The sequence below is a fragment of the Microbacterium sp. HM-570 genome, from assembly GCF_054165885.1.
On record NZ_CM135111.1, the window covers coordinates 3,310,810 to 3,334,796 of the forward strand.

Genomic DNA, 23,987 nt, shown 5'->3' on the forward strand with positions numbered 1-23,987 from the left:
GAGTGTTGTCCGCGTCGAGGGTCAGACGAGGCCCGCGCGCTCCAACTTGTCGAGGATGCCCGCGCCGTCCGACGCCGTGACCCACGGGGCCTGGGCATCCGAATGATCGTCGATGGTCTGACGTCCACCGGCCAGCACGGCCTCGGTGGTCGAGAGGCGACGGATCGCAACGGCGGCGACGTGCCCCGAGTGATCCTTCGCGAACTCCGTGTAGATCGACTCGTCGTGCTGCCCGTCGTCGCCGATGAGTAGCCACTGCACCTGCGGGAACTCCTCAGCGAGGCGGCGCAGGTTGTCGAGCTTGTGCTCGCGGCCACTGCGGAACCACCGGTCGTGCGTGGGACCCCAGTCGGTCAGCAGGATGCCGCCCGGCGGGAAGAGGTGTCGGGAGAGGAAGCGAGTCAGCGTCGGCGCGATGTTCCACGCCCCGGTGGAGAGGTAGATCATCGGGGCGCCGGGGTGACTACGCACCAACCGCTCGAGCAGCACGGCCATGCCCGGAACGGGCAGACGAGCGTGCTCGTCGACGACGAACGAGTTCCACGCGGCGACGAGGGGACGGGGGAGCGCCGTCACCATGACGGTGTCATCGACATCCGACACCACGCCGAACTTCACATCGGACCCGACGATGAACACGCGCGCCTCTACGGGCTTGCTGTTCTCGACGGACAGTTCGAGCGTCTGCCACCCGGGCTCGAGCTCGGCTTGTATGACCGTGTCGACCACGCCCCCGCGGTCAGACACGACGGTGTGCGTGCGACCCGCGATCGTGATCTTCACCTCGGAGTAGCCGACGGGGATGCCGACGAAGCTGCGCCATCCGCGGAGGCTGCTGATCTCACCCGACTTCGTGTCGCGGGGTGGGCGGACGATCAAGACTCGTCCGACGACGCGCACCCAACCCTCGCCGCCGTACCCGGGGAACGGGACGATGCTCGCGCTCAACCCGCGGCGGCGAGCACGCTTCTCGCGCCAGGCATGAAATCGGTGCTCGAGTCTTGCCAACCAGAGGATCTTGGCGGGACGAGCGGGGGCCTGCGTCGAAGTGGGCATCGACCTCAGTCTTTCATGCCCTCCGGTGCATCCTCATCGTGCAGGTGACGGCGTTCGATACGTTCGATGACCTTCTTGCCAACAAAAACGAGCACGATGAACAGCACGATGATGCCGACGAACAGGTAGCCCGCGAAGTGCACGGTGTCGGCCAGTTCGCGATACGTGCCGGCGGCGGCCGCCGCGACGGAGACGTAGAGCGTTGCCCAGAGGATGCAGGCGGGTGCTGTCCACGCCAGAAAGCGCCGATAGGGGTAGGCGCTCATCCCGACCGTCAGCGGTACGAGTGAGTGCAGCACGGGGAGGAAGCGCGACAGGAAGATCGCCGGCCCGCCGCGACGCCGGAGGTAGCGCTCCGATCGTTCCCAGTTCTTCTCACCGATACGCGCGCCGAGACGAGAGGCGCGGATGCGTGGGCCCAGCCATCGTCCGATCCAGAACCCGATGCTCTCGCCGATGAGTGCCCCGATCACGACGGCTACCCCGAGCAGGACGCCCTCGATCGGCGACGACACCGCGGTCGCGGCGACGATCACGATGGTGTCGCCGGGAACGATGAGACCGATCAGGATGCTCGTCTCGAGCATGATCGCAACGCCCGCGAGCAATGTCCGCAACACCGGGTCGACGCTCTGGACCGAGTCCAGCAGCCACGAGAGGAACTCGTTCACGCGTCGAGCCTACGATGCTCAGGTACCCGTACCCTGGGTGCGTGCCACAGGATCTCGACGTCGAGTCGCTCGCCGACTGGATCGAGCCCGCCGAGGCGTTCGCAGCCCTGGAATCGTCGCATCCGAACGTTTTCTGGTTGGACGCCGGTGCCGACGCCGAATCAGGCTGGAGTTTCGTCGGATTTGGCCTGCCCTCGGCGGTCGCCGAGGTACGGGATATTCACCTGGCCGGGGCTGCCGGCGAAGCGGATGGCCCAGACCGCGAGTGGCCCGCGGGCCCGTTTCGGGGCGGTTGGGTCGGCTGGTTCGCGTACGACGTCGCGGCCGAGCGCGCCGGTGCCCCGGCCCGCGGCGCCACGGGGGAAGCAGGCGAGGATGCGTGGATGCACGTCAGCGCCTGGTTCGCCTTTGATCACGCCGGCCGCCGGGCGTGGGCCGTTTCGTCCGGGACGGAGTCGGCGTCGTGGGCGGAGGAGGTCCGAGCGGCCGCGAGCGTGACAGCCGAGCCTGTCGCGCCCGTCGACCCCGCGTCCGCGTCCCCCGTACAGCGGTCCGCCACCTCCCGGCACACCCCCGTCGAGTACGAGGCCCTGATCGCACAGTGCCACGACGCGATCCGCGCGGGTGATGCCTACCAGCTGTGCTTGACGACGCGGTTCGAGGTCGAGACATCCGATTCTCCGGTCTCTGTCTATAGACGACTGCGCGGCTCGAGCCCCGCACATCACGGCGGGTTCGTGCGGATCGGCGGAGTCAGCCTGCTGAGCGCGAGTCCCGAGGAGTTTCTCGGCGTTCGCGACGGCATCGTGCGCACGCGCCCGATCAAGGGCACCCGGCCGCGGGGCGCCGACCCCGAAGCCGATGTTGCCCTCGCCCGCGAACTGCTCGCGAGCGAGAAGGAGCGCGCCGAGAACGTCATGATCGTCGACCTGATGCGCAACGACCTGTCACGGGTGTGCGAGGTCGGCACCGTGCGGGTCGAGGCGCTGCTCGCGGTGGAGACGTACCCGCACGTCCATCAGCTCGTCAGCACGGTATCGGGGCAGCTGCGCCCGGGCAGCACGGTCGGCGAACTTCTCGACCGCGCCTTTCCGGCGGGGTCGATGACGGGGGCGCCGAAACTCTCGGCCATGACCATCCTGCAGAAGCTCGAGGTGGGGGAGCGCGGGATCTATGCCGGATGCTTCGGGTGGATCGGCCTCGACGGCACCCTCGATCTCGCCATGGTCATCCGCTCGATCGTCATGCGCGATGGCCACGCCGTCGTCGGAGCGGGCGGCGGCATCACCTGGTCGTCCGTTCCTCTCGAAGAGGTGCGCGAGGTCGGCATCAAGGTGCGGGCACCACTCGCCGCGCTCGGCGCCGCGCTGCCCGCCGGCTGGTAGGGGCAACCGCGCTCATCTACCGCCCGGCGAGCGGCGCAGGCGGGTCCGGTAACCTGGAAAGCGCCTGTGCGCATCCCGAACCCCCCGCTCGATTGGTTTTCTGTGTCCCAGACCGTTCCCACCGACAACGCTCCCGACGCCCCCGGCGATGCCCAGGGCGACGGCGCGCGCTACGACGCCGCCGCGATCCAGGCGAAGTGGCAGGCCGCGTGGGAGGCGAAAGACCCGTTCCGGGCCGGGGGAGAGGGCGACACCCGCCCCCGTAAGTACGTGCTCGGGATGTTCCCCTACCCCTCGGGCGACATGCACATGGGCCACGCCGAAAATTACGCCTACGTCGACACGGTGGCCCGCTTCTGGCGCCACCGCGGCTATAACGTGCTCAACCCGATCGGGTGGGACTCGTTCGGCTTGCCCGCCGAGAACGCGGCCATCCAGCGCGGCGTCGACCCGCGTGAGTGGACCTACGCGAACATCGGGCAGCAGAAGACGAGCCTGCGCGCCTTCGGCACGTCATACGACTGGAGTCGCGTGCTCCACACGAGCGACGACGACTACTACCGCTGGAACCAGTGGCTGTTCCTGAAGCTCTACGAGCGTGGGCTCGCCTACCGCAAAGATGCCCTGGTCAACTGGGACCCGGTGGATCAGACCGTGCTGGCCAACGAGCAGGTGCTGCCGGATGGCACGTCCGATCGCAGCGGCGCGATGGTTGAGAAGAAGAAGCTCACGCAATGGTTCTTCAAGATCACCGACTACGCCGACCGTCTGCTCGATGACCTCAACCAGCTCGAGGGATTCTGGCCGCAGAAGGTCATCCAGATGCAGCGCAACTGGATCGGTCGCTCTATCGGTGCCGACATCGACTTCGAGATCGAGGGTCACCCCGACACCGTGACGGTGTTCTCGACGCGCCCCGACACGCTTTACGGCGCGACGTTCTTCGTCGTCGCGCCCGATTCCGATCTCGCGCAGGAACTGGTAGCCGGCGCCGATGCTGAGGTGGCCGAGCGTTTCGTCGCCTATCTCGCAGACGTCCGCCGTGCGACCGATATCGAGCGTCAGAGCACGGATCGCCCGAAAACCGGTGTTTTCCTGGGCCGCTACGCGATCAACCCGGTCAACGGCGCCCGCCTGCCGATCTGGGCGGCCGACTACGTCCTCGCCGATTACGGTCACGGCGCCGTCATGGCCGTGCCCGCGCACGACCAGCGCGACCTCGACTTCGCCCGCGCGTTCGACCTGCCGATCACCGTCGTGGTCGACACCGCCGCCCCGATCACGGGGGCGATTCCGGTGATCGAGCTCGACGACGAGGGCGTTCCGATCGATCCGGGTGCCGACGCATCCGGTCTCGACGACATCGACCCCGCACGCACGGGCGTCGCCCTGACGGGGGAGGGACGCATGATCAATTCGGGTCCGCTCGACGGGCTCTCGAAGCGCACGGCCATCGCCCGCAGTGTCGAACAGCTCGAGTCGATCGGAAAGGGTCGCGCGGCGAAGTCGTACCGCCTGCGCGACTGGCTGATCTCGCGCCAGCGTTTCTGGGGCACGCCCATCCCCATGCTGCACATGGACGACGGCTCGATCGTGCCGGTTTCCGAAGACCAGCTCCCGATCCGTCTGCCCGACGTGCAGGGTCTCGACCTCACGCCCAAGGGTGCCTCACCCCTCGGTGCCGCCGAGAACTGGGTCAACACGGTCGACCCGGCCTCCGGTGCACCCGCCCGTCGCGACCCCGACACGATGGACACGTTCGTCGACAGCTCGTGGTACTTCCTGCGCTTTCTCTCGCCGGGCAACGACGAGAAGGCATTCGACCCGCGCGAGGCCCAGCGCTGGGCGCCCGTCGATTCGTACATCGGTGGCGTCGAGCACGCCATCCTGCACCTGCTTTATGCACGCTTCATCACCAAGGTGCTGTTCGACATGGGTCTGGTGGACTTCACCGAGCCGTTCTCGTCGCTGATCAACCAGGGCATGGTGACGCTCGGTGGCACGAAGATGTCGAAGAGCAAGGGCAACCTGGTCGAATTTGCCGCGAGCATGGAGTCCCCGGGTGCCGACGCGGTGCGCGTCGCGATCGCTTTCGCGGGCCCCGTCGAGGACGACATCGAGTGGGAGGATGTCTCGACCGGTGGTGCGCAGAAGTTCCTCGCCCGGGCTTGGCGCGTGGCGAACGACGTCGACAGTGACCCCAGCGTTATCTGGGCCGAGGGCGATCCCGCCCTCCGCCGCGTGACCCATCGCTTGCTCGCGGATGCCCCGAACCTCGTCGAGCAGACCAAGTTCAACGTCGTCATCGCGCGCCTGATGGAGCTCGTCAACGCGACGCGCAAGGTCATCGACACGGGCGCGGGACCCACCGACCCCGCCGTTCGCGAGGCCGCCGAGGTCACCGCGATGGTCCTCGACCTGTTCGCGCCGCACACGGCCGAAGAGATGTGGGAGCTGCTCGGCTACAAGCCCTTCGTCGGTCTCGTGCCCTGGCGCCAGGCCGACCCCATGCTGCTGGTCGAAGAGAACGTGACCGCGGTCGTGCAGGTCGACGGCAAGGTGCGCGGCACCCTCGAGGTGCCTGCTCGCATCGGCACGGAGGAGCTCGAGAAGCTCGCCCGCGCCGACGAGCGGATCGTGCGGGCGATCGGCGAGCGCGAGATCGTCAAGGTCATCGTGCGCGCCCCGAAGGTCGTCTCGATCGCGACCCGCCCCGCCTGATCCCCGCGCCCCTGGCCCCCTGAGCGCGAGACTTCACCTGTGTCACGTTTCGAGGGTGAAAAGCTGACATTGCTGAAGTCTCGCGCTTGCGCCGTCGTGTCCTCCCCAGCGGGGAGGGCGCGCGAGGTGCCACCGATGTGAGCGGTGAGCGGATGGTGGGGGCCGCGGCATCCGTAGCGTGACGGCGTGGCGCGCGACAACCCTCCGAACTCGGCCGCCGACGACGACTCCCTGAGCGGCGCGGAAGACGCCTATGTGCGCGCCTCGCCGCGCGCCCGGGCGATGGTGGGTGCGGTCGTGGTCGTTTTGCTCGTTGCGCTGGGCACAACGGTGGTGGTCGGGATCGTGCAGTCCGGGACGAGTTCACCCGAGGTGGTTCCGCTCGACGATTCGTCGGGCCTCGCAGGCGAGGAGGCGTCAGGCCTCGCGGGCGGGGACGTGTCGGCGAGCGTTCTCTACGTGCACGTGTCGGGCGCCGTAGCTCGGCCCGGACTGTATCGGCTCGAGGCCGGCGCGCGCTTGGTCGACGCCGTCGCCGCGGCGGGCGGATTCGCGGAGGGCGCCGACGATGCCGGAGTAAACCTGGCGCGTCCGCTGTCCGATGGTGAGCAGATCGTCGTGCCGGTCGTCGGGCAGGCGCCGGCCGCCGCCTCCGGCAGTGGCGGGACGGCGAGCGATGCCCGCGTGAACCTCAACACGGCCACCGTCGCCGAACTCGACACCCTGCCGCGGGTGGGCCCGGCCATCGCTCAGCGGATCATCGAGTGGCGCGACACGAACGGACGCTTCTCGGCGGTCGACGATCTGCTGTCGGTGCCGGGCATCGGCGAGAAGATGCTCGAGTCGCTCCGGCCCCTCGTTGTGCTGTGAACGTGGCCGGGCGCAGATCCCGTAGTCAGCACCCGCTGGTCGTCCCGGCGGTCGCCGCTTGGGTTACCGCGCTCGTTCTGGTTGTCATTCCTTCCGCCGCCGCGTGGGTGCCTCTCGTCGCCACCGCCCTGCTCGTGCTGGTCATGGTCGGGCTTGTCCGTCGCCCGTCCCTTGCGTTGCTCATCGCGGCCCTCTCGATCGTTCTCTCCGGATGTGTCGCGGCTCAGGTCGCGATCGCCGACGGAGCACGGGCGCAGGTGATCGCCTTCGCGGGGGATGGGGGTCGCGCCCTGGTTGTCGAGGCGATCGTGAGCACCAAGATCGAGCCGGCGACGGGGGACTCGGTGCGTTTCGAGGTGGACACGCAAGTTGTGCGGGCAGGCGGACGGCAGCTGGAGACATCCGTCCCGCTCGTCATCTGGGCCGACGCCAGTGTGCTGGCCGACATGCAAGCCCGGGATGCGCTGGATCTCGGAAGCAGCGTGACTGTGCGGGGCGCGGCGCGTCAGACGGATGCGGGGGATCGGGCCGTGCTCATCGTCTTCGCGACCGCCGTCGAGGTCGAAGCGGCACCGCCGGGTGCACTGGGCGTGACCGCAGACCTGCGCAGGAGTTTCGTCGACCGAGCTTCGACGTTGCCCGGTGCGGGCGGTGGGCTCGTTCCGGGACTCGCGGTCGGAGACACCTCCGCCGTTGGGGATGCGCTCAGCGAGCAGATGCGCACGAGTTCGCTCAGCCATCTGACCGCGGTGTCGGGCGCGAACTGCGCGGTTGTCGTGGCGCTGACATTCGCCCTGACTGGGTTGTTACGGATGCCGCGGTTAATCCGCATCCTGCTGTCACTCGCTGCTCTCGGATGCTTCGTCCTGCTCGTGACACCCGAGCCGAGCGTCATGCGGGCGGCCGCGATGACCACGATCGCGCTGCTCGCGCTCGCTGTGGACCGGGCAGGCGCGGGGCTCACCGTGCTCGCACTGGCCATCGGGGTCTTGCTGATCAGCGACCCGTGGTTGTCGCACTCGCTCGGCTTCGCGCTGTCGGCCGCGGCGACCGCGGGACTGCTTGTGCTGAGTCGTCCCCTCGCCGCGGCGTTTTCGCGCGTCCTGCCGGCACCCCTCGCGATCGCCCTGTCTGTTCCGGCCGCCGCGCAGCTGGCGTGCGGGCCCCTGCTCGTGCTGATCGATCCGAGAATTCCGGCATATGGCGTCGTCGCGAACCTGCTCGCGGGACCGGCCGCGCCCGTTGCGACGCTCGTCGGGCTCGCGGCTTGTCTGTTCGGCTTCGTGCCGCCGCTTGCGGATCTTCTGACGTGGATCGCCTGGGTTCCCGCATCCTGGATCGCGGGCGTCGCGGCGGTCCTCGCCGATTTCCCCGGTGCGAACCTGCCGTGGCCGGGTGGCGTGGTGGGGGCGGTCGCACTCGCCGTAGCCAGCGCGGCGCTGGTATTCGCGCTCGTGGTTCGGCCGCGGACGGCGCTGGCCCGACGCGCGCGGGCGGGCATCACGTTCATCGTGGTCGCGGTATCCGGGGTTGCCGTCGGGGGAGTGCTGCTCGACCGGCCGCTCGCGCCGCTGACGGTGCCCGCAGAGTGGAGCATCGCCCAGTGCGACATCGGGCAGGGCGACGCTGTGCTGCTCCGCTCGGCCGGCCGGGTGGCGTTGATCGACACGGGTGCCGATGTCGGGCTGCTCGAGGATTGCCTGGCCCGGGTCGGGGTGGCCTACGTCGACCTGCTCGTTCTCACCCACTTCGACTCGGACCACGTCGGAGCGGTGGATGCCGTGCGCGGCCGCATCGGCACAGTCATCCACGGACCAACGGGCGAAGCGGCGGAGGAGCGGATGATTGGCGACCTCGTCTCGGCCGGTGCCCGAGCCGTGCACGGGACGGCGGGAATGTCCGGCTCGTTGGGCGCGGCCCGGTGGCAGATCCTCTGGCCGAGCTCCGGACGGTCGCCGTTCGATCCGGGCAATGATCTGAGCCTCGTGCTCGACGTTGCGCGCACGGACGACGGGATGCCTCGCGGCCTGTACCTCGGGGACGTCTCGGCAACCGCTCAGCGCGCCCTCCGGGCAACGGGTCGAGTGCGCGGAACGTACGACGTCGTGAAGGTCGCCCATCATGGCAGCGCGGACCAGGACGCAGATCTTTACCGGGTCGTCGACGCATCCCTCGCTCTCATCGGCGTCGGCGCGGAAAATGACTACGGGCATCCGCGCACCGAGATCCTGGACCTGCTCACCAGCGCGGGCGCGACGATCGTGCGGTCTGATGTCGATGGTCTGGGCCTCGTGCGCCGCGTGGATGGGGGGCTCGAGGTGTGGCGCGAGGGTGGTGGGTGAATCGGCTGACTCCCGGGTCGGAGCCGTCCTCGCGGTGACCGCCGCTGTCGGTCGCCGTCAGTAGGCTGGGGGGATGGCGACACGATCGGCTCGGACACCGGCTAAAGCGGCCGCGAGCCGCATCCCACAACTGTCGTGGCGTCGGCCCGAGCCGGCCCCGATCGTCCTCGTTTCGGGGCCCGAAGAGGTGTGCGCCGAGCGCGCGATCGCGGGCCTTCGCGACTACCTGCGCGCCGAGGATCCGTCGCTCGAAGTGTCGGACGTTCGCGCCGATGCTTACGCCCCCGGGACCCTGCTCGGGGTCACGTCGCCGTCTCTGTTCGGCGAGCCGCGCCTCGTCCGGATCGGGGGGGTCGAGAAGTGTACGGACGAATTCCTCGCCGAGGCCCTGTCGTACCTCGCTCAGCCGCAGGAGGGTGCGACCGTCGTTCTGCGCCACACGGGTGCGAGCGTCCGCGGCAAGAAGCTGCTCGACGCGATCCGCAGCGGCCAGGGCGGAGGAATCGAGATCGCGTGTGCGGCCGTCAAGCGCGATTCCGACCGCTACGACTTCGCCGCGGGTGAGTTCCAGGCCGCGCAGCACCGCATCGCGCCGCCCGCCCTCCGGGCGCTCACCTCGGCCTTCGCAGACGACCTCACCGAGCTCGCCGCCGCCTGTCAGCAGCTCATCGCCGACGTGGATGGCGACATCACCCCCGAGATCGTTCAGCGCTACTACGGTGGCCGGGTCGAAACATCCGCGTTCGCCGTCGCCGATACCGCGATCGCCGGACGCTACGGCGAAGCTCTCGTTGCGCTCCGCCATGCTCTCGCCTCGGGTGCCGACCCCGTGCCGATGGTCGCCGCGCTCGCGTCGAAGCTGCGGTCCATGGCGCGAGTGGCCGGAACGCGTGAGTCATCCGCACAACTGGCCGCACGCCTCGGCATGAAGGACTGGCAGGTCGATCGTGCCCGACGCGACCTGGTCGGCTGGAGCGACGACCAGCTCGGGATGGCCATTCAGGCCGCCGCGCGTGCGGATGCCGAAGTCAAGGGCGCATCGCGCGATCCGGTGTTCGCGCTCGAGCGGCTGCTGACGGTCGTGGCGACCCGCACGCCGTTCCCCGGCGGTCGCGCGCCCCGCCGCTGACCCGCGCGGTCACTGAACCGTTCCCCTGGCAGTAGTTGCGAGCTGTACCCCGCTCAGCCCGCAACGAGTGCCAGGTGAGCCGGCCCCCTCGACCCGCGGCGGCACCAACGACGAAGGCCCGCCCCCTGGGGGACAGGCCTTCGTGAATGCGTTCAGATCAGAGCGCAGCAACCTGCTTGGCGATAGCCGACTTGCGGTTCGCGGCCTGGTTCTGGTGGATGACACCCTTGCTGACGGCCTTGTCGAGCTTCTTGGTCGCGGTGACGAGGGCTGCCTCGGCGGCGGCCTTGTCGCCGGCGGCGGTAGCCTCACGGGTGCGACGGATAGCCGTCTTGAGCTGCGTCTTGACCGCCTTGTTGCGCTCGTTCGCCTTGATGTTGGTCTTGTTGCGCTTGATCTGCGACTTGATATTTGCCACTGTGTCGAGTCTTTCGTTCGAGGAGAGTTTGGATGTGTTTGCCGGCCGGCAGAAGAGGGCTGCCAGGCAGCGATCGTGAGGGTGGGATACCCACACGCAAGCCAATCAAAGAGTCTAGCAGGTCACCGCCGCGGAACCCTGCGCGCCCGACGACCGCCAGCGTCGGTGTCGGTGTCGGTGTCGGTGTCGGTGACGGTGTCGGCGTCGGCACCATCAACATCGTCGGCGTTGGTCTCGCCCGCGGCATCCGTCCCGCCCGCCTCGATAGTGGCGATGGCGAGGTCCAGCAGCGCGTTGAAGACGCGCGGACGCATCGCGGTGACGAGGTGGCTCGTCCTCGGCACGACGACCAATTCGGCCTCGGGCTTCAGCCTCAGAAACAACCGCTCGTTCAGCCGCATCTGGTCGTACTGCCCGTTGATGAACCACACCGGTACCTCGATGCGCCGCAACGCTGTCAGCAGGTCGAGGATCGAGAGCGAGCGCAGGGTGGCATCTTGTGCGTCGAGGGCATAACCGCCGGCGCCGAAATCGAGGCGCGTGTCAGCGGGCAGTGTGCGGTCGAGCACCTTGTTCGTCAGCCACATTCCGCGGTCGGGCAGACGGTTGAAGCTGCCGGCGAGCGCTCGATACGCCGATAGTCCCGCGGTGCGAGGCAGAGCGGTGCATCCGGCTCCGATGAAGGCGGCCACGGGCGGATGCTCGAGGCCACCCACGTACTCGGTGCAGAGCAGCCCGCCCATGGAGTGACCGACGAGCAGCACGGGGCCGTCTTCGGCAGCGCGGTGCACCGTGCGGTCGATGGTTGCGAAGGCCTCGTTGATGTCGAACGTTTCGCCCATGCGCGTGCCGTGTGCGGGTAGATCGATCGCGTGTGCCCCGATGCCGCGCGCCTCGAGGTGCTCGACCTGAGCCCGCCACATCGTCGCTGACGTGCGAATTCCGTGGACGAAAACCACCTGCACCGTCATGCCTCCAGCGTAACTTCGCCGCGCAGGTCTGCTCGCCTGGCAGTAGTCGGGCCTTCGCGCCGGTGTAGACCCCGACTACTGCCAGGCGAGCGGATCCGGAGCAGCAGCGCGCGGCACGGAACCGCCCCCGCGAGAGGTCGCGAGGGGCGGTTCCGGGAGCGCGGGCGCGGCGGGCTAGAACAGCACCCGCACGCCCACCTTCTTGCTCGTCGAACCCTCGACGGCACCGGGATCCGCGGGGACGAACTCCGCGGTGTACTGGTGCTTCCCGCGGCTGAGACGCGGCAGCGTCACCGACGCGAGCCCGAGGCGGCTGACCTTGACCTCGGCCACAACCTTCGAGCCCTCGCGGAACACAACCGTGCCAGACGCGCGTCCGTCAGAAACCGACACGTACCCGATGAGGGTCGCGTGCAGCAGACCGTTGATCTGCAGCGGCGGCAGGGCGACCAGCGTCGTCTTGCTCGTCACGAGCGGCACCGGCTGCTCGATCGTGAGCGGCACCGTGACGGTCGTTCCCGTGGCGGACGTCAGGACGAGGGCGGATGCCCCGTCCGCTGTCCCCGCGGGGATCGTAACCGTGACCGTCGCAGAACCGGCCGTGACCGGCACGGTCGTCAGCACCTGGCCACCGAGAGATACCTCGAGCGACGTCGTCTCGGGCGTGCCGAGGCTCGTCATGTTCAGCCCCGACACGCCGAACGAGACCTCGGTCCCGGCGACAGCCGACTCCGGGGCACCCTGCACGGCCACGCCCTGCTTGGCGTACGACGGCGCGACCGGCGAACCCTCGGCGAGGAAGTCGATCCATGCCTCGTAGTCGAGCAGGCCGGTGTCGACGTAGTCCGATCCTTCGGTGAAGATCCGGAAGTTGTCGCCACCGGTCGCGAGGAACGATGCCGTACCGATGCGGTACTCCGCCGCGGGGTCGAGCGGCGCGCCGTCGATCGTCACGGAGGTGATCCGCGAGCCCTCGGGCAGCGTCGGGTCGAACGTGTAGGTCACGTTGTCCGACAGGCCGAGCTGCAGGTACGGGCGGCTCGGCACGTTGCCCTGCGCATCCCGCTGCCACTGCTGTTCGAGCAGCGTTGTGAACTGCTCACCGGTCAGGGTGACCAGCGCCAGCGTGTTGTTGAACGGCTGGACCGCGTTCGCCTGCGAGAACGAGATCGTGCCGTCCGGCATCCCCGCCACGGCGCTCGCGCCGAACTCGGCCTGCGTGTCGAACAGGTCGGCCCGCAGACCGCCCGGGTTCGTCACACCGATCTGCGCACCGTTCGGCAGCGCCGACAGCGAGTCGAGGATCGAACCCGCAACGAGGTTGCCGAGCGCGGACTCCGACGCACGGTCATCCCGCGAGCCACCGGTCCACACACCAGTCACGAACGAGCCGCCGACGTACGCCGTCGTGATGTCGCCCGACATCTGTGCGACCGCCGTGTTGCCGACCTCGGCCGCGTTGGCGAGCGCTTGCGTGACGATGTCGTTCACCGCTGAGACCCGTGGGTACGTCGTGATGAGCTCGGCGGCGGGCGTCGTGGTACGCGCGACGTTCTCTTGAGCGTGACCCAGGACGTCACCCGTCTCGGGGTCGATCGTCAGCGTGATCTTGCCGATCTTGGCGCCGTACGAACCCGTCTGGACGATCGGGCGCGTCCGGTCGGTGCCGGGGATCGCCGCCGACCACGCGTACTCCTTGTGCGTGTGTCCGGTGAAGATCGCGTCGACCTCGGCCGCCGTGTCCTCCACGATGGCCGCGAAGGCACCATCACCGGCGATCTCCTTCTCGAGGGTCGCGCCTTCCGGTGTCCCGGCGCCAGCACCCTCGTGGTACGTCGCCACGAGCACGTCGGCTTCGCCGTTGCTCTCATCGCCGTCCGACAGCTCGGCCGCGACGCGGTTGACGGCTTCCACAGGGTCGCCGAAGCTGAGCGAAGTGATGCCCGCGGGCGAGACCAGGGTCGGCGTCTCTTCGGTCACGGCGCCGATGACGCCGACGGTCAGGCCGTCGACCTCGATCAACTCGTACTCCTGTAGAACGGGAGTCTCGGTGCCGGCTTCGTAGACGTTCGCCCCGAGGTACGAGAAGTCCGATTCGTCGGTCACGCGTCCCGCGAGGTCATCGAATCCGCGGTCGAACTCGTGGTTGCCCACGGCGGATGTCTCGAGCTCGAGCGCGTTGAGCACGTCGATCGTCGGCTGGTCCTGCGCGACCGACGAGGCGAACAGCGAAGCGCCGATGTTGTCGCCCGCCGAGAGGAACAGGGTGGGTCCGGATGCGGCATCCCGCAGCTGCTCGATGGTTCCGGCGAAGTTCACCGTGTTGGCATCGATACGACCGTGGAAGTCGTTGATGCCGAGCAGCGTCAACTCGACCGGCGGTTCTTCGGCGGTGAGGCCGACGATCACCGGGTCGTGGTCGGACGAACGGTACGGGCCATCCTCGTAGAAGAGCGTGCCGTGGTAGCCGTAGCGGCTGTATTCCAGCGCGACGGATTCACCCGAGTTGATGTTCCAGATGTCGCCGCCCGTGGAGCGGGCGAGTGCCGCGTCGTTCAGCATGATGTGGTCGAGCGAGCCCGACAGTCCCGAGAACGAGTAGCTGGACGAGTCGATCTCGAGCGCGTCTCCCGCGTTCGCGTAGCCCGCGTCGTATAGCACCTGCAGCGGGTCTTCCTGGCTGTACGAGTTGAAGTCACCTGCGAGCAGGACCGCCTCGGTGTCGCCCTGGATCTCGGCGACCCAGTCGCGCAACGCCGTAGCCTGACGCACACGCGACTCGTTCGACGAGCCCTGTCCGTCGCCCGTGTCGGCGTCGCCCGGCCAGGGGCCGGCCGAACCTTTCGACTTGAAGTGGTTCACCACGAAGAGGAAGTTGTCTCCGCCATCTGCCGGCGCGAACACCTGTCCGATCGGCTCGCGAGCGTTCTGGAACGCCTCGCCTGTCTCGCTCTGATTGCCGAGGGCACGCGATTCGCCCACCCGCTCGACGAGGGCCGTCTGGTAGATGATCGCGTTGGTGATGACGTCCTGTCCGGATGCGTCGGGGAGTTCGTCCGACGAGGGCACGAACGCCCACTTCTCGGTCCCCGCCGCGTCGTTCAGAGCAGCGACGAGGGTTGCCGTCGCTTCGTCGGCCGTCTCGCCGAGGGCGGCGGAGTTCTCGATCTCCATCAGGCCCACTACGGAGGCGTCCAGTGCCTCGATGGCCGCGACGATCTTCGACTCCTGACGTTCGAAGTCGGCGTCGTCCCAGGCTCCGCGCTGGTCGCAGCCGGTGCGCACCGTCACGGGCTCACCCGCGGCGGTCGTGTAGGCCGAGCACGAGGCGTTCTCGTCGCCGAGCGTCGTGAAGTAGTTCAGAACGTTGAACGACGCGACGCTGACATCGCCGCCGACGGCCTCGGGGGCCGCGGTGCGCGGGTTCGAGAATTGCACGCCATCGGTGCCCGAGCCATCCGTCGTCATGGGCGCCGTGGGGTTGAGCTTCCACGTGTTGTTGCGGTAGTCGACGACCACGGGTGCCGAGAAGGTCGCGGATGCTCCGACCACGAGCGGCTCGACGAGCGAGACCCACGCGGGGGTCAAGCCCGCGTTCGCGGCGCTCAGGAAGTTGATCGAGGTGCCGTCGTCGAGGGTCACCGCCCGAGCAACGTTCTCGGCCGCGACTGCCGCCGCCTCGGGCGTACCCGGCCGTGCGACATCCGACGGCTGACGCAGCGGCGTCGTGCCGGAAGCGAGTCCGACTTCTCCGTACTGGTTGGTCGAGTACGTGTTCGACACGGTGAAGTCACCCTGCGGTTGCACGAGCATCGACTCGAGAGCCTCGCGCTGGGCAGCATCCGTGGGCCAACCGACCGTCGCAGCAACGGGTGTGATGCCCGCCTCGATGACGGTGGCCGCGCCGGGCGCGACGGTTAGTTCGGTGAGCCCGTTGAACTCGGTCACCACGCCGGTGACGCGCACGGTCTGGCCGGGGGAGACCTCGCCCACCGCGCCGGGCGCGTAGACGAAGACGGCGTCGGAGGCCGTGTGTGTGGTGAGGTCGAGCGTGCCGCCGGTTCCGGCGGTCTGGATCACATACCCGTTGAAGCCGCCCGTCGGGTAGTGCGCCGTGACGACGCCCTCCGTCGTGACGGTCTGACCGGCGAGCGGCGAAGCGTCGCCGGTGCCCTGGATCGCGTCGATCGCGACAACGGTCGGCTCTTGGGGGTCCTCCGGGTCGACGGGCTCTTCCGGGTCGACCGGCTCCTCGGGGTCGACCGGCTCTTCCGGCGTCTCGGCACCCGAAGCGGTGGGGGTAGGCGTTCCGACCGTGAAGTCGACGGCGTTGTCGGCGGTGTTCGCGTTCTGCGCACTTCGCGATGCGCTCGTGGCGTTCTGGGTACCGGGCGCGGGCGCGCTGCCGGCGAAGTCGCTGGCAGGTCCCCACCCGACGAAGTCGACGACGGATGCGGCGCCGCTGGCATTACCGGTAGCGCCGGTCAGGGCGACGTCGGAGGAGACGAGCGCTACCTTTGCGGCCGTGCCACTCATCGCGATCGTGCCGGTGGTGTCGGGCGTCGGCAGAGCGTCCGTCCCGCCGGAGCCCGCGGCCTGCTGCACGAGGTAGTACTCACCGGGCTCGATCGAGCCGGTCAGGGGCGTGCGCGCCCAGCTGTTCCCCGCGGTCGATGCGTACTGAACGGTCCATCCGTCGATGGTGACGGCCTCGTCGCTGGTGTTGAACAGCTCGATGAAGTCGTTCGTGTAGGTCGCGCCGGAGTTGCCGCCACCGCCGTAGACCTCGCTGATCACGATCGCGGCGTCGGGGCTCACGGCTGCGGACGCCGCGAGGGGAGCCGCGCCGATGCCGGCAAGCGTCGTCGCCGACACCGCGATGATCGCGGCGAAGCGGCGACCGCGCGAGCGTTGCGGTGCGGGGGAGGTTGCGAGCGGGGATGTTGGGGGCAGGGGTTGCCGATTACTCGTCACGTGTCGTCTCCACGCGGCTTGGTCACGATCCTGGGGAGATCGCGGGGGAACCGGCCGCACCATTGAGCATTCGTTGCAATCAGGCGATTGCGCAAGTATCGATGTGGTGAACAAACTCTCATCGTTTGTTTACTAATGCTTTCCTGGCGTGTTTCGAAAGGCCCGGGTTACGATGCGCCGTCGGGCTCTCGCGGATCGCTTCTTTCGACTCGGGGAGCGTGGCTCAACCGGGCACTGAGCCTGTCGAAGTGACCGTCCCCGCCCGGTTGCGCAATTCTGAAAGGAATATCGGGTCCGGTTCACGCGAGAAGGCCGCCCGTGAGCAACCTCCCGTACGGATTTCCTTCCAGATTTACGCCTCGTCCACCGCCTGACCGCGCGCTGGCCCGGCCCTCCGCGTACATCACGGAGGAACAACCCGCCCAGCACCAACGGAAATCACCTCGGCGGGCCACATCCGCCGCATCGCTCCTCTCGGATGTTCGCGCACCGCCCGGCGCGCGCGGGGTTGCTGCGCTCCCTTCGACTGGCTCAGGGAGCGTGAGGGCGCAGGCGCCAGCCCTGTCATTCGTCGTGACGCGCCCGCCCCGTAGAATCGAGCGGACATGTCTCCCCGCGCCCTGAAGCCTCTCGAGCCCGCCGCAACGCCGCCCGAGAACATCCGTAACTTCTGCATCATCGCCCATATCGACCACGGCAAGTCGACGCTGGCCGACCGGATGCTGCAGATCACCGGCGTCGTCTCGGACCGCGATATGCGTGCCCAGTACCTCGACCGCATGGACATCGAGCGCGAGCGCGGAATCACGATCAAGAGCCAGGCCGTTCGTATGCCGTGGTCCGCGCCCGGAACCGGCGAGACCTTCGCACTCAACATGATCGACACCCCGGGCCACGTCGACTTCACCTACGAGGTCAGCCGCTCGCTCGCGGCGTGCGAGGGCGCGATCCTCCTCGTCGACGCGGCTCAGGGCATCGAGGCGCAGACCCTCGCGAACCTGTACCTCGCGCTCGAGAACGACCTGACGATCATCCCGGTGCTGAACAAGATCGACCTGCCCGCGGCCGACCCCGAGAAGTACGCGAAAGAGCTCGCGAGCCTGATCGGTGGCAAGCCCGAGGACGTCCTGCGCGTGAGTGGCAAGACCGGAATGGGCGTCGAGGAGCTGCTCGACCAGGTCGTCGCGCAGATCCCGGCACCGAAGGGTGATCCGGATGCGCCGTCCCGGGCGATGATCTTCGACTCCGTCTACGACTCGTATCGCGGCGTCATCACCTATGTCCGTGTGATCGATGGATCGCTGAAGCCCCGCGAGCGCATCCAGATGATGTCGACTCGAGCCATCCACGAGCTCCTCGAAATCGGTGTCTCGTCGCCCGAACCGACCCCCACCAAGGGGCTCGGGGTCGGTGAGGTCGGGTACCTGATCACGGGTGTGAAGGACGTGCGCCAGTCCAAGGTCGGCGACACGGTCACGAACGCCGCGAAGCCCTCGAAAGACGCGCTGCCCGGGTACACAGACCCGAAGCCCATGGTCTTCTCGGGGTTGTACCCGATCGACGGCAGCGACTACCCGGTGCTGCGCGAGGCGCTCGACAAGCTCAAGCTGTCGGATGCTTCGCTCAACTACGAACCCGAGACATCCGTCGCCCTCGGCTTCGGTTTCCGCTGCGGATTCCTCGGGCTGCTGCACCTCGAGATCGTCACGGAGCGCCTCGAGCGCGAGTTCGGCCTCGACCTGATTTCGACCGCGCCGTCGGTGACGTACGAGGTCATGACGGACGACAAGAAGACGTTCACGGTGACTAACCCGAGCGAGTTCCCCTCGGGCACCAAGATCGCCAGCGTCACCGAGCCGATGGTCAAGGCCGCGATACTCGCGCCGAAGGACTATGTCGGCACGATCATGGAGCTGTGCCAGCAGCGCCGCGGAACGCTCCTCGGAATGGAGTATCTGGGTGAGGACCGCGTCGAGATCCGCTACACGATCCCGCTCGGTGAGATCGTCTTCGACTTCTTCGATCACCTCAAGTCCAAGACCGCCGGCTACGCCTCGCTCGACTACGAACCGAGCGGCGACCAGGAAGCGGACCTGGTCAAGGTCGACATCCTGCTGCAGGGTGAGGCGGTCGACGCGTTCAGCGCCATCGTGCACCGCGACAAGGCCTACGCCTACGGCGTGCTCATGACCGAGCGGCTGAAGAAGCTGATCCCGCGCCAGCAGTTCGAGGTGCCCATCCAGGCCGCGATCGGCGCCCGGATCATCGCCCGCGAGTCGATCCGCGCCATGCGCAAGGACGTTCTCGCCAAGTGCTACGGCGGCGACATCAGCCGCAAGCGCAAGCTGCTGGAGAAGCAGAAAGAGGGCAAGAAGCGCATGAAGATGGTTGGCCGCGTCGAGGTTCCGCAGGAGGCGTTCATCGCGGCGCTGTCGGGGGACACCGAAACGAAGGCCAAGTAGGCTCGCATGATGCGGCGCGGGACGTTCAAGGACGACACGGTGAACTACGCGGCGGTCGGCGCGACTCAGGCCGCCGACCTGATGCACTTTCCACCCGAGCGGAGCATCCCTGCCGAAGAGACGCTGCGGATCGGCTCGGGTGAGGCACGCTTCCAGGCAGCGAGTGAATCGCTGCTGTCGTGGGGTGCCGTGCGCGGCGCGGGGCTCCGCCTCTCGGATGTGCGCCCCGCATCCGGTCCCATGTACTCCGGCGTGAGCTTCGACGAAGAGGGCAACGCCCTCGCGCCGTCGCGCACCGAGGCCGACCAGCGCTTCGACGCCGACGGCACGCCGTTCGTCGGCGCGGGCACCAACGTGCACGTGCGGGGTCGGATCGGCGGGTTGCGCGCGGATGCCGAGCTACGCGTGATCTTCGTGGTCGAGGAGACGCGCCGGGTGGGGTTCGCGCTCGGTACGGTAGGTAGCTCCGTCGTCCGGGGTGAAGAGTCCTTCATGGTCGACTGGTTGCCGAACGACGAGGTCTGGTTCACCGTGCGGGCATTCGACGCGCCCGCCGCGACCACGTACCGCATGATGAAGGGCCTCGTGCGCCGTCGCCGTCGGCAGCTCTTCACACGGTATCTGCAGGCCATCTCGCCGTTGTACACGACCCCCTCCTGACGTGGCCGGCCCCCTTCCCGTCGGCGATCCCGCACCCGCCGACGGTGCGCTGCCGCGGGATCTCGCCCTCGACCCCGCGGCGGATTTCGGCGTCTACCTGCACGTTCCGTTCTGCCGCGTGCGCTGCGGATACTGCGACTTCAACACGTACACCGCGACCGAGTTGCGCGGCGTGCGGCAGGACTCCTATGCCGAGACGCTGTCGGGCGAGATCACGATCGCGCGCCGCGTGCTGACGGATGCGGGGGCTCTCCGTCCCGCATCGACGGTCTTCATCGGCGGGGGCACGCCGACGCTCCTGCCCGCGCGCGATCTCGCGCGGATGCTCGGCGATGTTCGTGACGCGTTCGGGCTGATGCCCGGCGCCGAGATCACGGTCGAGGCGAACCCCGACACCATGACCACCGAGGTCGCAGACACCCTCGCCGCGGCCGGCGTCACACGCCTGTCGATCGGCATGCAGTCGAGCGTGCCGCACGTGCTCGCGGCGCTCGACCGCACCCACAATCCCGAGAACGTTGCCACCGCCGTCCGGACGGCCCGCGCCGCGGGTCTGGCCGTGAGCCTCGACCTGATCTACGGGGCACCGGGGGAGTCGCTGGACGACTGGACCCGGTCGCTCGAGTCGGCGCTCGCGCAGGACCCCGATCACGTCTCGGCCTACGCCCTGATCGTGGAGGAGGGCACGCCGCTGCACCGACGCATCCGTCGCGGTGAGCTGGTCGCCCCCGACGACGACCTGCAGGCCGACATGTACGAAGCCGCCGATGCTCGCCTCAGTGCCGCCGGGTATGACTGGTACGAGGTGAGCAACTGGGCGCGGACGCCCGAGAATCGCTCTCAGCACAACCTCAACTACTGGCGCAGCCAGGACTGGTGGGGCTTCGGTCCCGGTGCCCACAGCCACGTCGGTGGGCTGCGCTGGTGGAACGTCAAGCATCCGGCGGCATACGCGCAACGCCTCGCGGCGGGGGAGTCACCCGCGGCGGGACGCGAGAGACCGGATGCCGCGGCCACCGCGTTGGAACGGGTGCTGCTGGAGTCGCGCATTCGCGAGGGGCTCGCGCTCGATCGTGTGCCTTCCGCGTCGCGCGTGGCGGTTGCCGGGCTGATCGCGGACGGCCTGGTCGAGGCATCCGATGCCCTGCGGGGTCGCATCGTGCTGACGCTGCGGGGGCGGCTGCTCGCCGACACTGTCGTACGGGCGCTGCTGCCGTAAATCCGCCGACCGCGCCGCAACAGCGCCGACGCCTCCCGACGCGTTAGAATTGGCACTCAGACTTCACGAGTGCCAGCGGAAGGGGGATGCATGGTCAACGAACGAGGCCTGCAGGTCCTCCGGGCGATCGTCCAGGACTACGTCGCAACGCACGAACCGGTCGGCAGCCGTTCGATCGTCGAGCGGCACGCTTTCGGGGTGTCGGCAGCGACGATCCGCAATGACATGGCGCTGCTCGAAGACGAAGAACTGATCGTCGCCCCGCACACGTCGTCAGGCCGCGTTCCGACCGATAAGGGCTACCGGGTTTTCGTCGATCACCTGGCCGAAGTCCGTCCGCTCTCGCCCGCGCAACGGACCGCCATCTCGAGCTTTCTCGGAGGCACGGGCGATCTCGACGATGTGCTCGCGCGAACGGTCCGCGTTCTGTCGCAGCTGACCGGACAGGTCGCTGTCGTGCAGTATCCGTCGTTCGCCAATGCGCATGTCACGCACGTCGAACTCGTCTCGCTCGCGCCCCAGCGCCTGCTCGTCATCCTGGTCACCGACACCGGCCGGGTCTCGCAGCGGATCGCGCCGCTCACGGTGCCTCTGGATGACGAAGACATTCCGGTTCTTCGGACGCGACTCGCGGCGCTCCTCACCGGGCTGGCCGTGGGCGTCGCCGCGGAGCGGGTCGAGGCGCTGCGCGTGCAGGCCGACCCGGCCGCTCCGGTCATCGACGCCGCGCTCGTCCAGGTCGCGCATGTGCTGTCGGAGGAGCTCGAAGAGTTCCGGCAAGACCGTCTCGTCATGGCCGGCGCCGCCAACCTCGCGCGGCGCGAGACCGACTTCCGTGGCAGCATTTATCCGTTGCTCGAGGCGATCGAGGAGCAGGTCACGCTGATCCGACTCATGAGCGAGATGGTCGCCGACAGCCAGGGATTGGCGGCCAGCATCGGTCGCGAGAACGAACCATGGGGCCTCGCCGAGGCATCCATCGTCACGAGTGACTACGAGACATCCGGATCCATGGCCCGCGTGGGCGTGATGGGTCCGACCCGGATGGATTACCCGAGCAACCTGGCGGCAGCCCGAGCCGTCGCGCGCTACCTATCGCGCATGCTCGACGAAGACGAGTCGTCCCGCTAACGGACGCACACCGGACGGCCGAGCGTCGCCGGATATCTGTGAAAGGCAACATGGCAGACCACTACGAGGTGCTGGGCGTCTCGCGCGATGCGAGCACCGAAGACATCAAGAAGGCGTACCGGCGTTTGGCGCGCGAGCTGCACCCCGACGTGAATTCGGGAGCGGATGCGGCGGAGCGCTTCAAGCTCGTCACGCACGCGTACGACGTGCTGAGCAACGCCGAAGAACGCAGTAAGTACGACCGCGGCGGCGACAACCCGTTCGGCGGGGGCGCTGCGGGCGGATTCGGTGGCTTCGGCGACATCTTCGAGACCTTCTTCGGCGGTGCGCAGGGCGGCGGCGGTCGCGGGCAGCGTCCGCGTTCGCGGCGCGAGCGGGGCCAGGATGCGCTCGTCCGCGTGACGCTCGACCTCTCGGACGTCGTCTTCGGCGTGCATCGCGACCTCGAGGTCGACACCGCTGTCATCTGTGAGACTTGCCAGGGATCGTGCTGCCAGCCCGGAACCCAGCCGGTGACCTGCGACATCTGCGGTGGGTCCGGTCACGTGCAGCGCACCGTCCGGAGCCTGCTCGGCAACGTCGTGACGAGCCAACCGTGCCAGACCTGCCAGGGCTACGGCACGACGATCCCGTACCCCTGCTCGACCTGCCAGGGTCAGGGGCGCGTGCGCTCACGCCGTACGGTTTCGCTCGACATCCCCTCGGGCGTCGAGACCGGACTGCGCTTGCAGCTGCCGGGCTCGGGCGAGATCGGCCCGGCCGGCGGTCCGCACGGCGATCTCTACATCGAGGTCACCGTGTCGCACCACGAGGTGTTCAGCCGCGAGGGCGACGACCTGCTCGCGACCCTCGAGGTGTCGATGCCGGATGCCGTTCTCGGCACGACGACGACGATCGAGGCGCTTGATGGTCCCGTTGAGCTCGAGGTGCGGCCCGGCATCCAGGCCGGCGATATCCTGACGATCAAGGGGCGCGGCGTCACGCCCCTTCGCGGCACGCAGCGCGGCGACCTCCGTGTCGGCGTGCAGGTACTCACGCCGACACGTCTCGATGCCAAGGAACGGGCCCTGATCGAGGAGTTGCGCAAGCGCACCAAGGCTCCGGCGCCCAAGCTCGCGCACTTCCAGCAGGGCATCTTCTCGAAGCTCCGCGACCGCTTCCGGAACGCCTGATGCCCCTGCATTTCGTTGCCGATCAGGCGACGGATGCTGCGGTTGGAAGTCTGCTAGGACTCACGGGTGCCGAGGCTCATCACGCTGCCGTCGTGCGGCGTGTGCGCTCGGGCGAGACCGTCACGGTCGGTGACGGGCGCGGAGTGTGGCTCGACGGGATCTGCGAGGACGTCGGCCCGAAAGAGGTGGCGGTGCGCGTGATCGCGCGGCGGGTCGAGCCGCAGGCCTCGCCGCGTCTCGTGCTCGTTCAGGCGTTGGCGAAGGGCGATCGGGACGAGCTCGCCGTGCAAGCCGCTACCGAGCTCGGCGTCGACGAGGTCGTGCCGTGGCAGGCGTCTCGCAGTGTTTCGCGGTGGTCCGGCCCGAAGCTCGACAAGGGCGTGGCGCGGTGGGAGGCCATCACGCGCGAGGCCGCGAAGCAGGCGCACCGGGCGTGGATTCCCGATGTCTCGGCCCCCGTCTCGACCAGGCAGCTCGCCGCGCGTGCGGCCGAAGCATCCGTTCTGGTGCTCGAACCGACCGCCGAGGCGACGCTCACGGCGCAGCTTCTGAAGCCCGTGAATGAGCGCGACATCGTGCTGGTGGTGGGGCCGGAGGGTGGGATCGCACCGGACGAGCTCGACGTGCTCGTCGCGGCCGGTGCCGTGCTGGTGCGGCTCGGTGCCACGGTTCTGCGGACCTCGACCGCGGGCCCCGCCGCGCTGGCGGTAGCGAGCGCGGCCCTCGGCCGCTGGTGACCCCGCTCGGTCACTGAGCCTGCCGAAGTGACCCACCCGACCCCTCGGTCGCTGAGCCTGCCGAAGTGA

16 protein-coding genes are annotated in these 23,987 nt (G+C 68.5%); 11 read left to right on the plus strand and 5 right to left on the minus strand.

Annotation, left to right across the window (positions count from 1 at the left end; translation table 11 throughout):
- Positions 1 to 21: 21 nt before the first annotated feature.
- Together ACT9TC_RS15830 and ACT9TC_RS15835 are read right to left on the minus strand one after the other, a co-directional pair.
- On the minus strand, positions 22 to 1,056 hold the full coding sequence (locus tag ACT9TC_RS15830) for an App1 family protein (protein WP_458041394.1): 1,035 nt from the start codon (positions 1,054 to 1,056) through the stop codon (positions 22 to 24).
- Positions 1,057 to 1,061: 5 nt separating this feature from the next.
- Positions 1,062 to 1,727, minus strand: coding sequence for a DedA family protein (locus tag ACT9TC_RS15835; RefSeq protein WP_458041395.1), 666 nt, complete (start codon positions 1,725 to 1,727; stop codon positions 1,062 to 1,064).
- A gap of 41 nt (positions 1,728 to 1,768) precedes the next feature.
- On the opposite strand from ACT9TC_RS15835, the gene pabB reads away from it, so the two are divergent.
- The 5 genes from pabB to holA all read left to right on the plus strand — a co-directional run bounded on the left by pabB (position 1,769) and on the right by holA (position 10,174).
- Positions 1,769 to 3,112 (plus strand): aminodeoxychorismate synthase component I, encoded by a 1,344-nt coding sequence (gene pabB, locus ACT9TC_RS15840; RefSeq protein WP_458041396.1) that lies wholly within the window; start codon positions 1,769 to 1,771, stop codon positions 3,110 to 3,112.
- Positions 3,113 to 3,214: 102 nt separating this feature from the next.
- Positions 3,215 to 5,833, plus strand: coding sequence for a leucine--tRNA ligase (gene leuS / locus ACT9TC_RS15845; RefSeq protein WP_458041397.1), 2,619 nt, complete (start codon positions 3,215 to 3,217; stop codon positions 5,831 to 5,833).
- A gap of 186 nt (positions 5,834 to 6,019) precedes the next feature.
- Entirely contained in the window at positions 6,020 to 6,703 is a 684-nt protein-coding gene (locus ACT9TC_RS15850; protein ID WP_458041398.1) for a ComEA family DNA-binding protein, read from the plus strand.
- A gap of 2 nt (positions 6,704 to 6,705) precedes the next feature.
- Positions 6,706 to 9,045, plus strand: a complete 2,340-nt coding sequence (locus ACT9TC_RS15855; RefSeq protein WP_458041399.1) for a ComEC/Rec2 family competence protein — start codon at positions 6,706 to 6,708, stop codon at positions 9,043 to 9,045.
- Between the two features lie 73 nt (positions 9,046 to 9,118).
- Entirely contained in the window at positions 9,119 to 10,174 is a 1,056-nt protein-coding gene (holA, locus tag ACT9TC_RS15860; RefSeq protein ID WP_458041400.1) for a DNA polymerase III subunit delta, read from the plus strand.
- Between the two features lie 157 nt (positions 10,175 to 10,331).
- Here the strand turns inward: holA and rpsT are convergent, their stop codons facing one another.
- The 3 genes from rpsT to ACT9TC_RS15875 all read right to left on the minus strand — a co-directional run bounded on the left by rpsT (position 10,332) and on the right by ACT9TC_RS15875 (position 16,537).
- Entirely contained in the window at positions 10,332 to 10,592 is a 261-nt protein-coding gene (gene rpsT, locus ACT9TC_RS15865) for a 30S ribosomal protein S20 (protein WP_396643019.1), read from the minus strand.
- Positions 10,593 to 10,714: 122 nt separating this feature from the next.
- Positions 10,715 to 11,563 (minus strand): alpha/beta fold hydrolase, encoded by an 849-nt coding sequence (locus tag ACT9TC_RS15870; protein WP_458041401.1) that lies wholly within the window; start codon positions 11,561 to 11,563, stop codon positions 10,715 to 10,717.
- 174 nt (positions 11,564 to 11,737) lie between these two features.
- Entirely contained in the window at positions 11,738 to 16,537 is a 4,800-nt protein-coding gene (locus tag ACT9TC_RS15875; RefSeq protein WP_458041402.1) for an ExeM/NucH family extracellular endonuclease, read from the minus strand.
- 605 nt (positions 16,538 to 17,142) lie between these two features.
- On the opposite strand from ACT9TC_RS15875, the gene lepA reads away from it, so the two are divergent.
- From lepA to ACT9TC_RS15905, 6 genes are all read left to right on the plus strand, one after another.
- Positions 17,143 to 18,999: a translation elongation factor 4 gene (gene lepA, locus ACT9TC_RS15880; protein ID WP_458041403.1), complete on the plus strand. Its 1,857-nt coding sequence runs from the start codon at positions 17,143 to 17,145 to the stop codon at positions 18,997 to 18,999.
- Positions 19,000 to 19,008: 9 nt separating this feature from the next.
- The gene (locus ACT9TC_RS15885) at positions 19,009 to 19,659 is read left to right on the plus strand and encodes a DUF1990 family protein (RefSeq protein ID WP_458041404.1); all 651 of its coding nucleotides are present in this window, start codon (positions 19,009 to 19,011) and stop codon (positions 19,657 to 19,659) included.
- 1 nt (position 19,660) lies between these two features.
- Positions 19,661 to 20,878, plus strand: a complete 1,218-nt coding sequence (gene hemW, locus ACT9TC_RS15890) for a radical SAM family heme chaperone HemW (protein ID WP_458041405.1) — start codon at positions 19,661 to 19,663, stop codon at positions 20,876 to 20,878.
- 90 nt (positions 20,879 to 20,968) lie between these two features.
- Positions 20,969 to 22,009 carry a heat-inducible transcriptional repressor HrcA gene (hrcA, locus tag ACT9TC_RS15895; RefSeq protein ID WP_458041406.1) on the plus strand — a complete coding sequence of 347 codons (1,041 nt, stop codon included), beginning with the start codon at positions 20,969 to 20,971 and terminating at the stop codon, positions 22,007 to 22,009.
- Positions 22,010 to 22,059: 50 nt separating this feature from the next.
- Positions 22,060 to 23,181: a molecular chaperone DnaJ gene (gene dnaJ, locus ACT9TC_RS15900; RefSeq protein ID WP_458041407.1), complete on the plus strand. Its 1,122-nt coding sequence runs from the start codon at positions 22,060 to 22,062 to the stop codon at positions 23,179 to 23,181.
- Positions 23,181 to 23,918: a 16S rRNA (uracil(1498)-N(3))-methyltransferase gene (locus ACT9TC_RS15905; protein ID WP_458041408.1), complete on the plus strand. Its 738-nt coding sequence runs from the start codon at positions 23,181 to 23,183 to the stop codon at positions 23,916 to 23,918. The genes dnaJ and ACT9TC_RS15905 overlap by 1 nt, the downstream gene beginning before the upstream one ends.
- Positions 23,919 to 23,987 lie beyond the last annotated feature (69 nt).

Bases quoted from the DNA above. Each gene is read 5' to 3' on its own strand.
- ACT9TC_RS15830 (WP_458041394.1), bottom strand. From the start codon at position 1,056: ATGCCCACTTCGACGCAGGCCCCCGCTCGTCCCGCCAAGATCCTCTGG.
- holA (WP_458041400.1), top strand. From the start codon at position 9,119: ATGGCGACACGATCGGCTCGGACACCGGCTAAAGCGGCCGCGAGCCGC.
- ACT9TC_RS15870 (WP_458041401.1), bottom strand. From the start codon at position 11,563: ATGACGGTGCAGGTGGTTTTCGTCCACGGAATTCGCACGTCAGCGACG.
- lepA (WP_458041403.1), top strand. From the start codon at position 17,143: ATGTCTCCCCGCGCCCTGAAGCCTCTCGAGCCCGCCGCAACGCCGCCC.
- ACT9TC_RS15885 (WP_458041404.1), top strand. From the start codon at position 19,009: ATGCGGCGCGGGACGTTCAAGGACGACACGGTGAACTACGCGGCGGTC.
- hrcA (WP_458041406.1), top strand. From the start codon at position 20,969: ATGGTCAACGAACGAGGCCTGCAGGTCCTCCGGGCGATCGTCCAGGAC.
- dnaJ (WP_458041407.1), top strand. From the start codon at position 22,060: ATGGCAGACCACTACGAGGTGCTGGGCGTCTCGCGCGATGCGAGCACC.
- ACT9TC_RS15905 (WP_458041408.1), top strand. From the start codon at position 23,181: ATGCCCCTGCATTTCGTTGCCGATCAGGCGACGGATGCTGCGGTTGGA.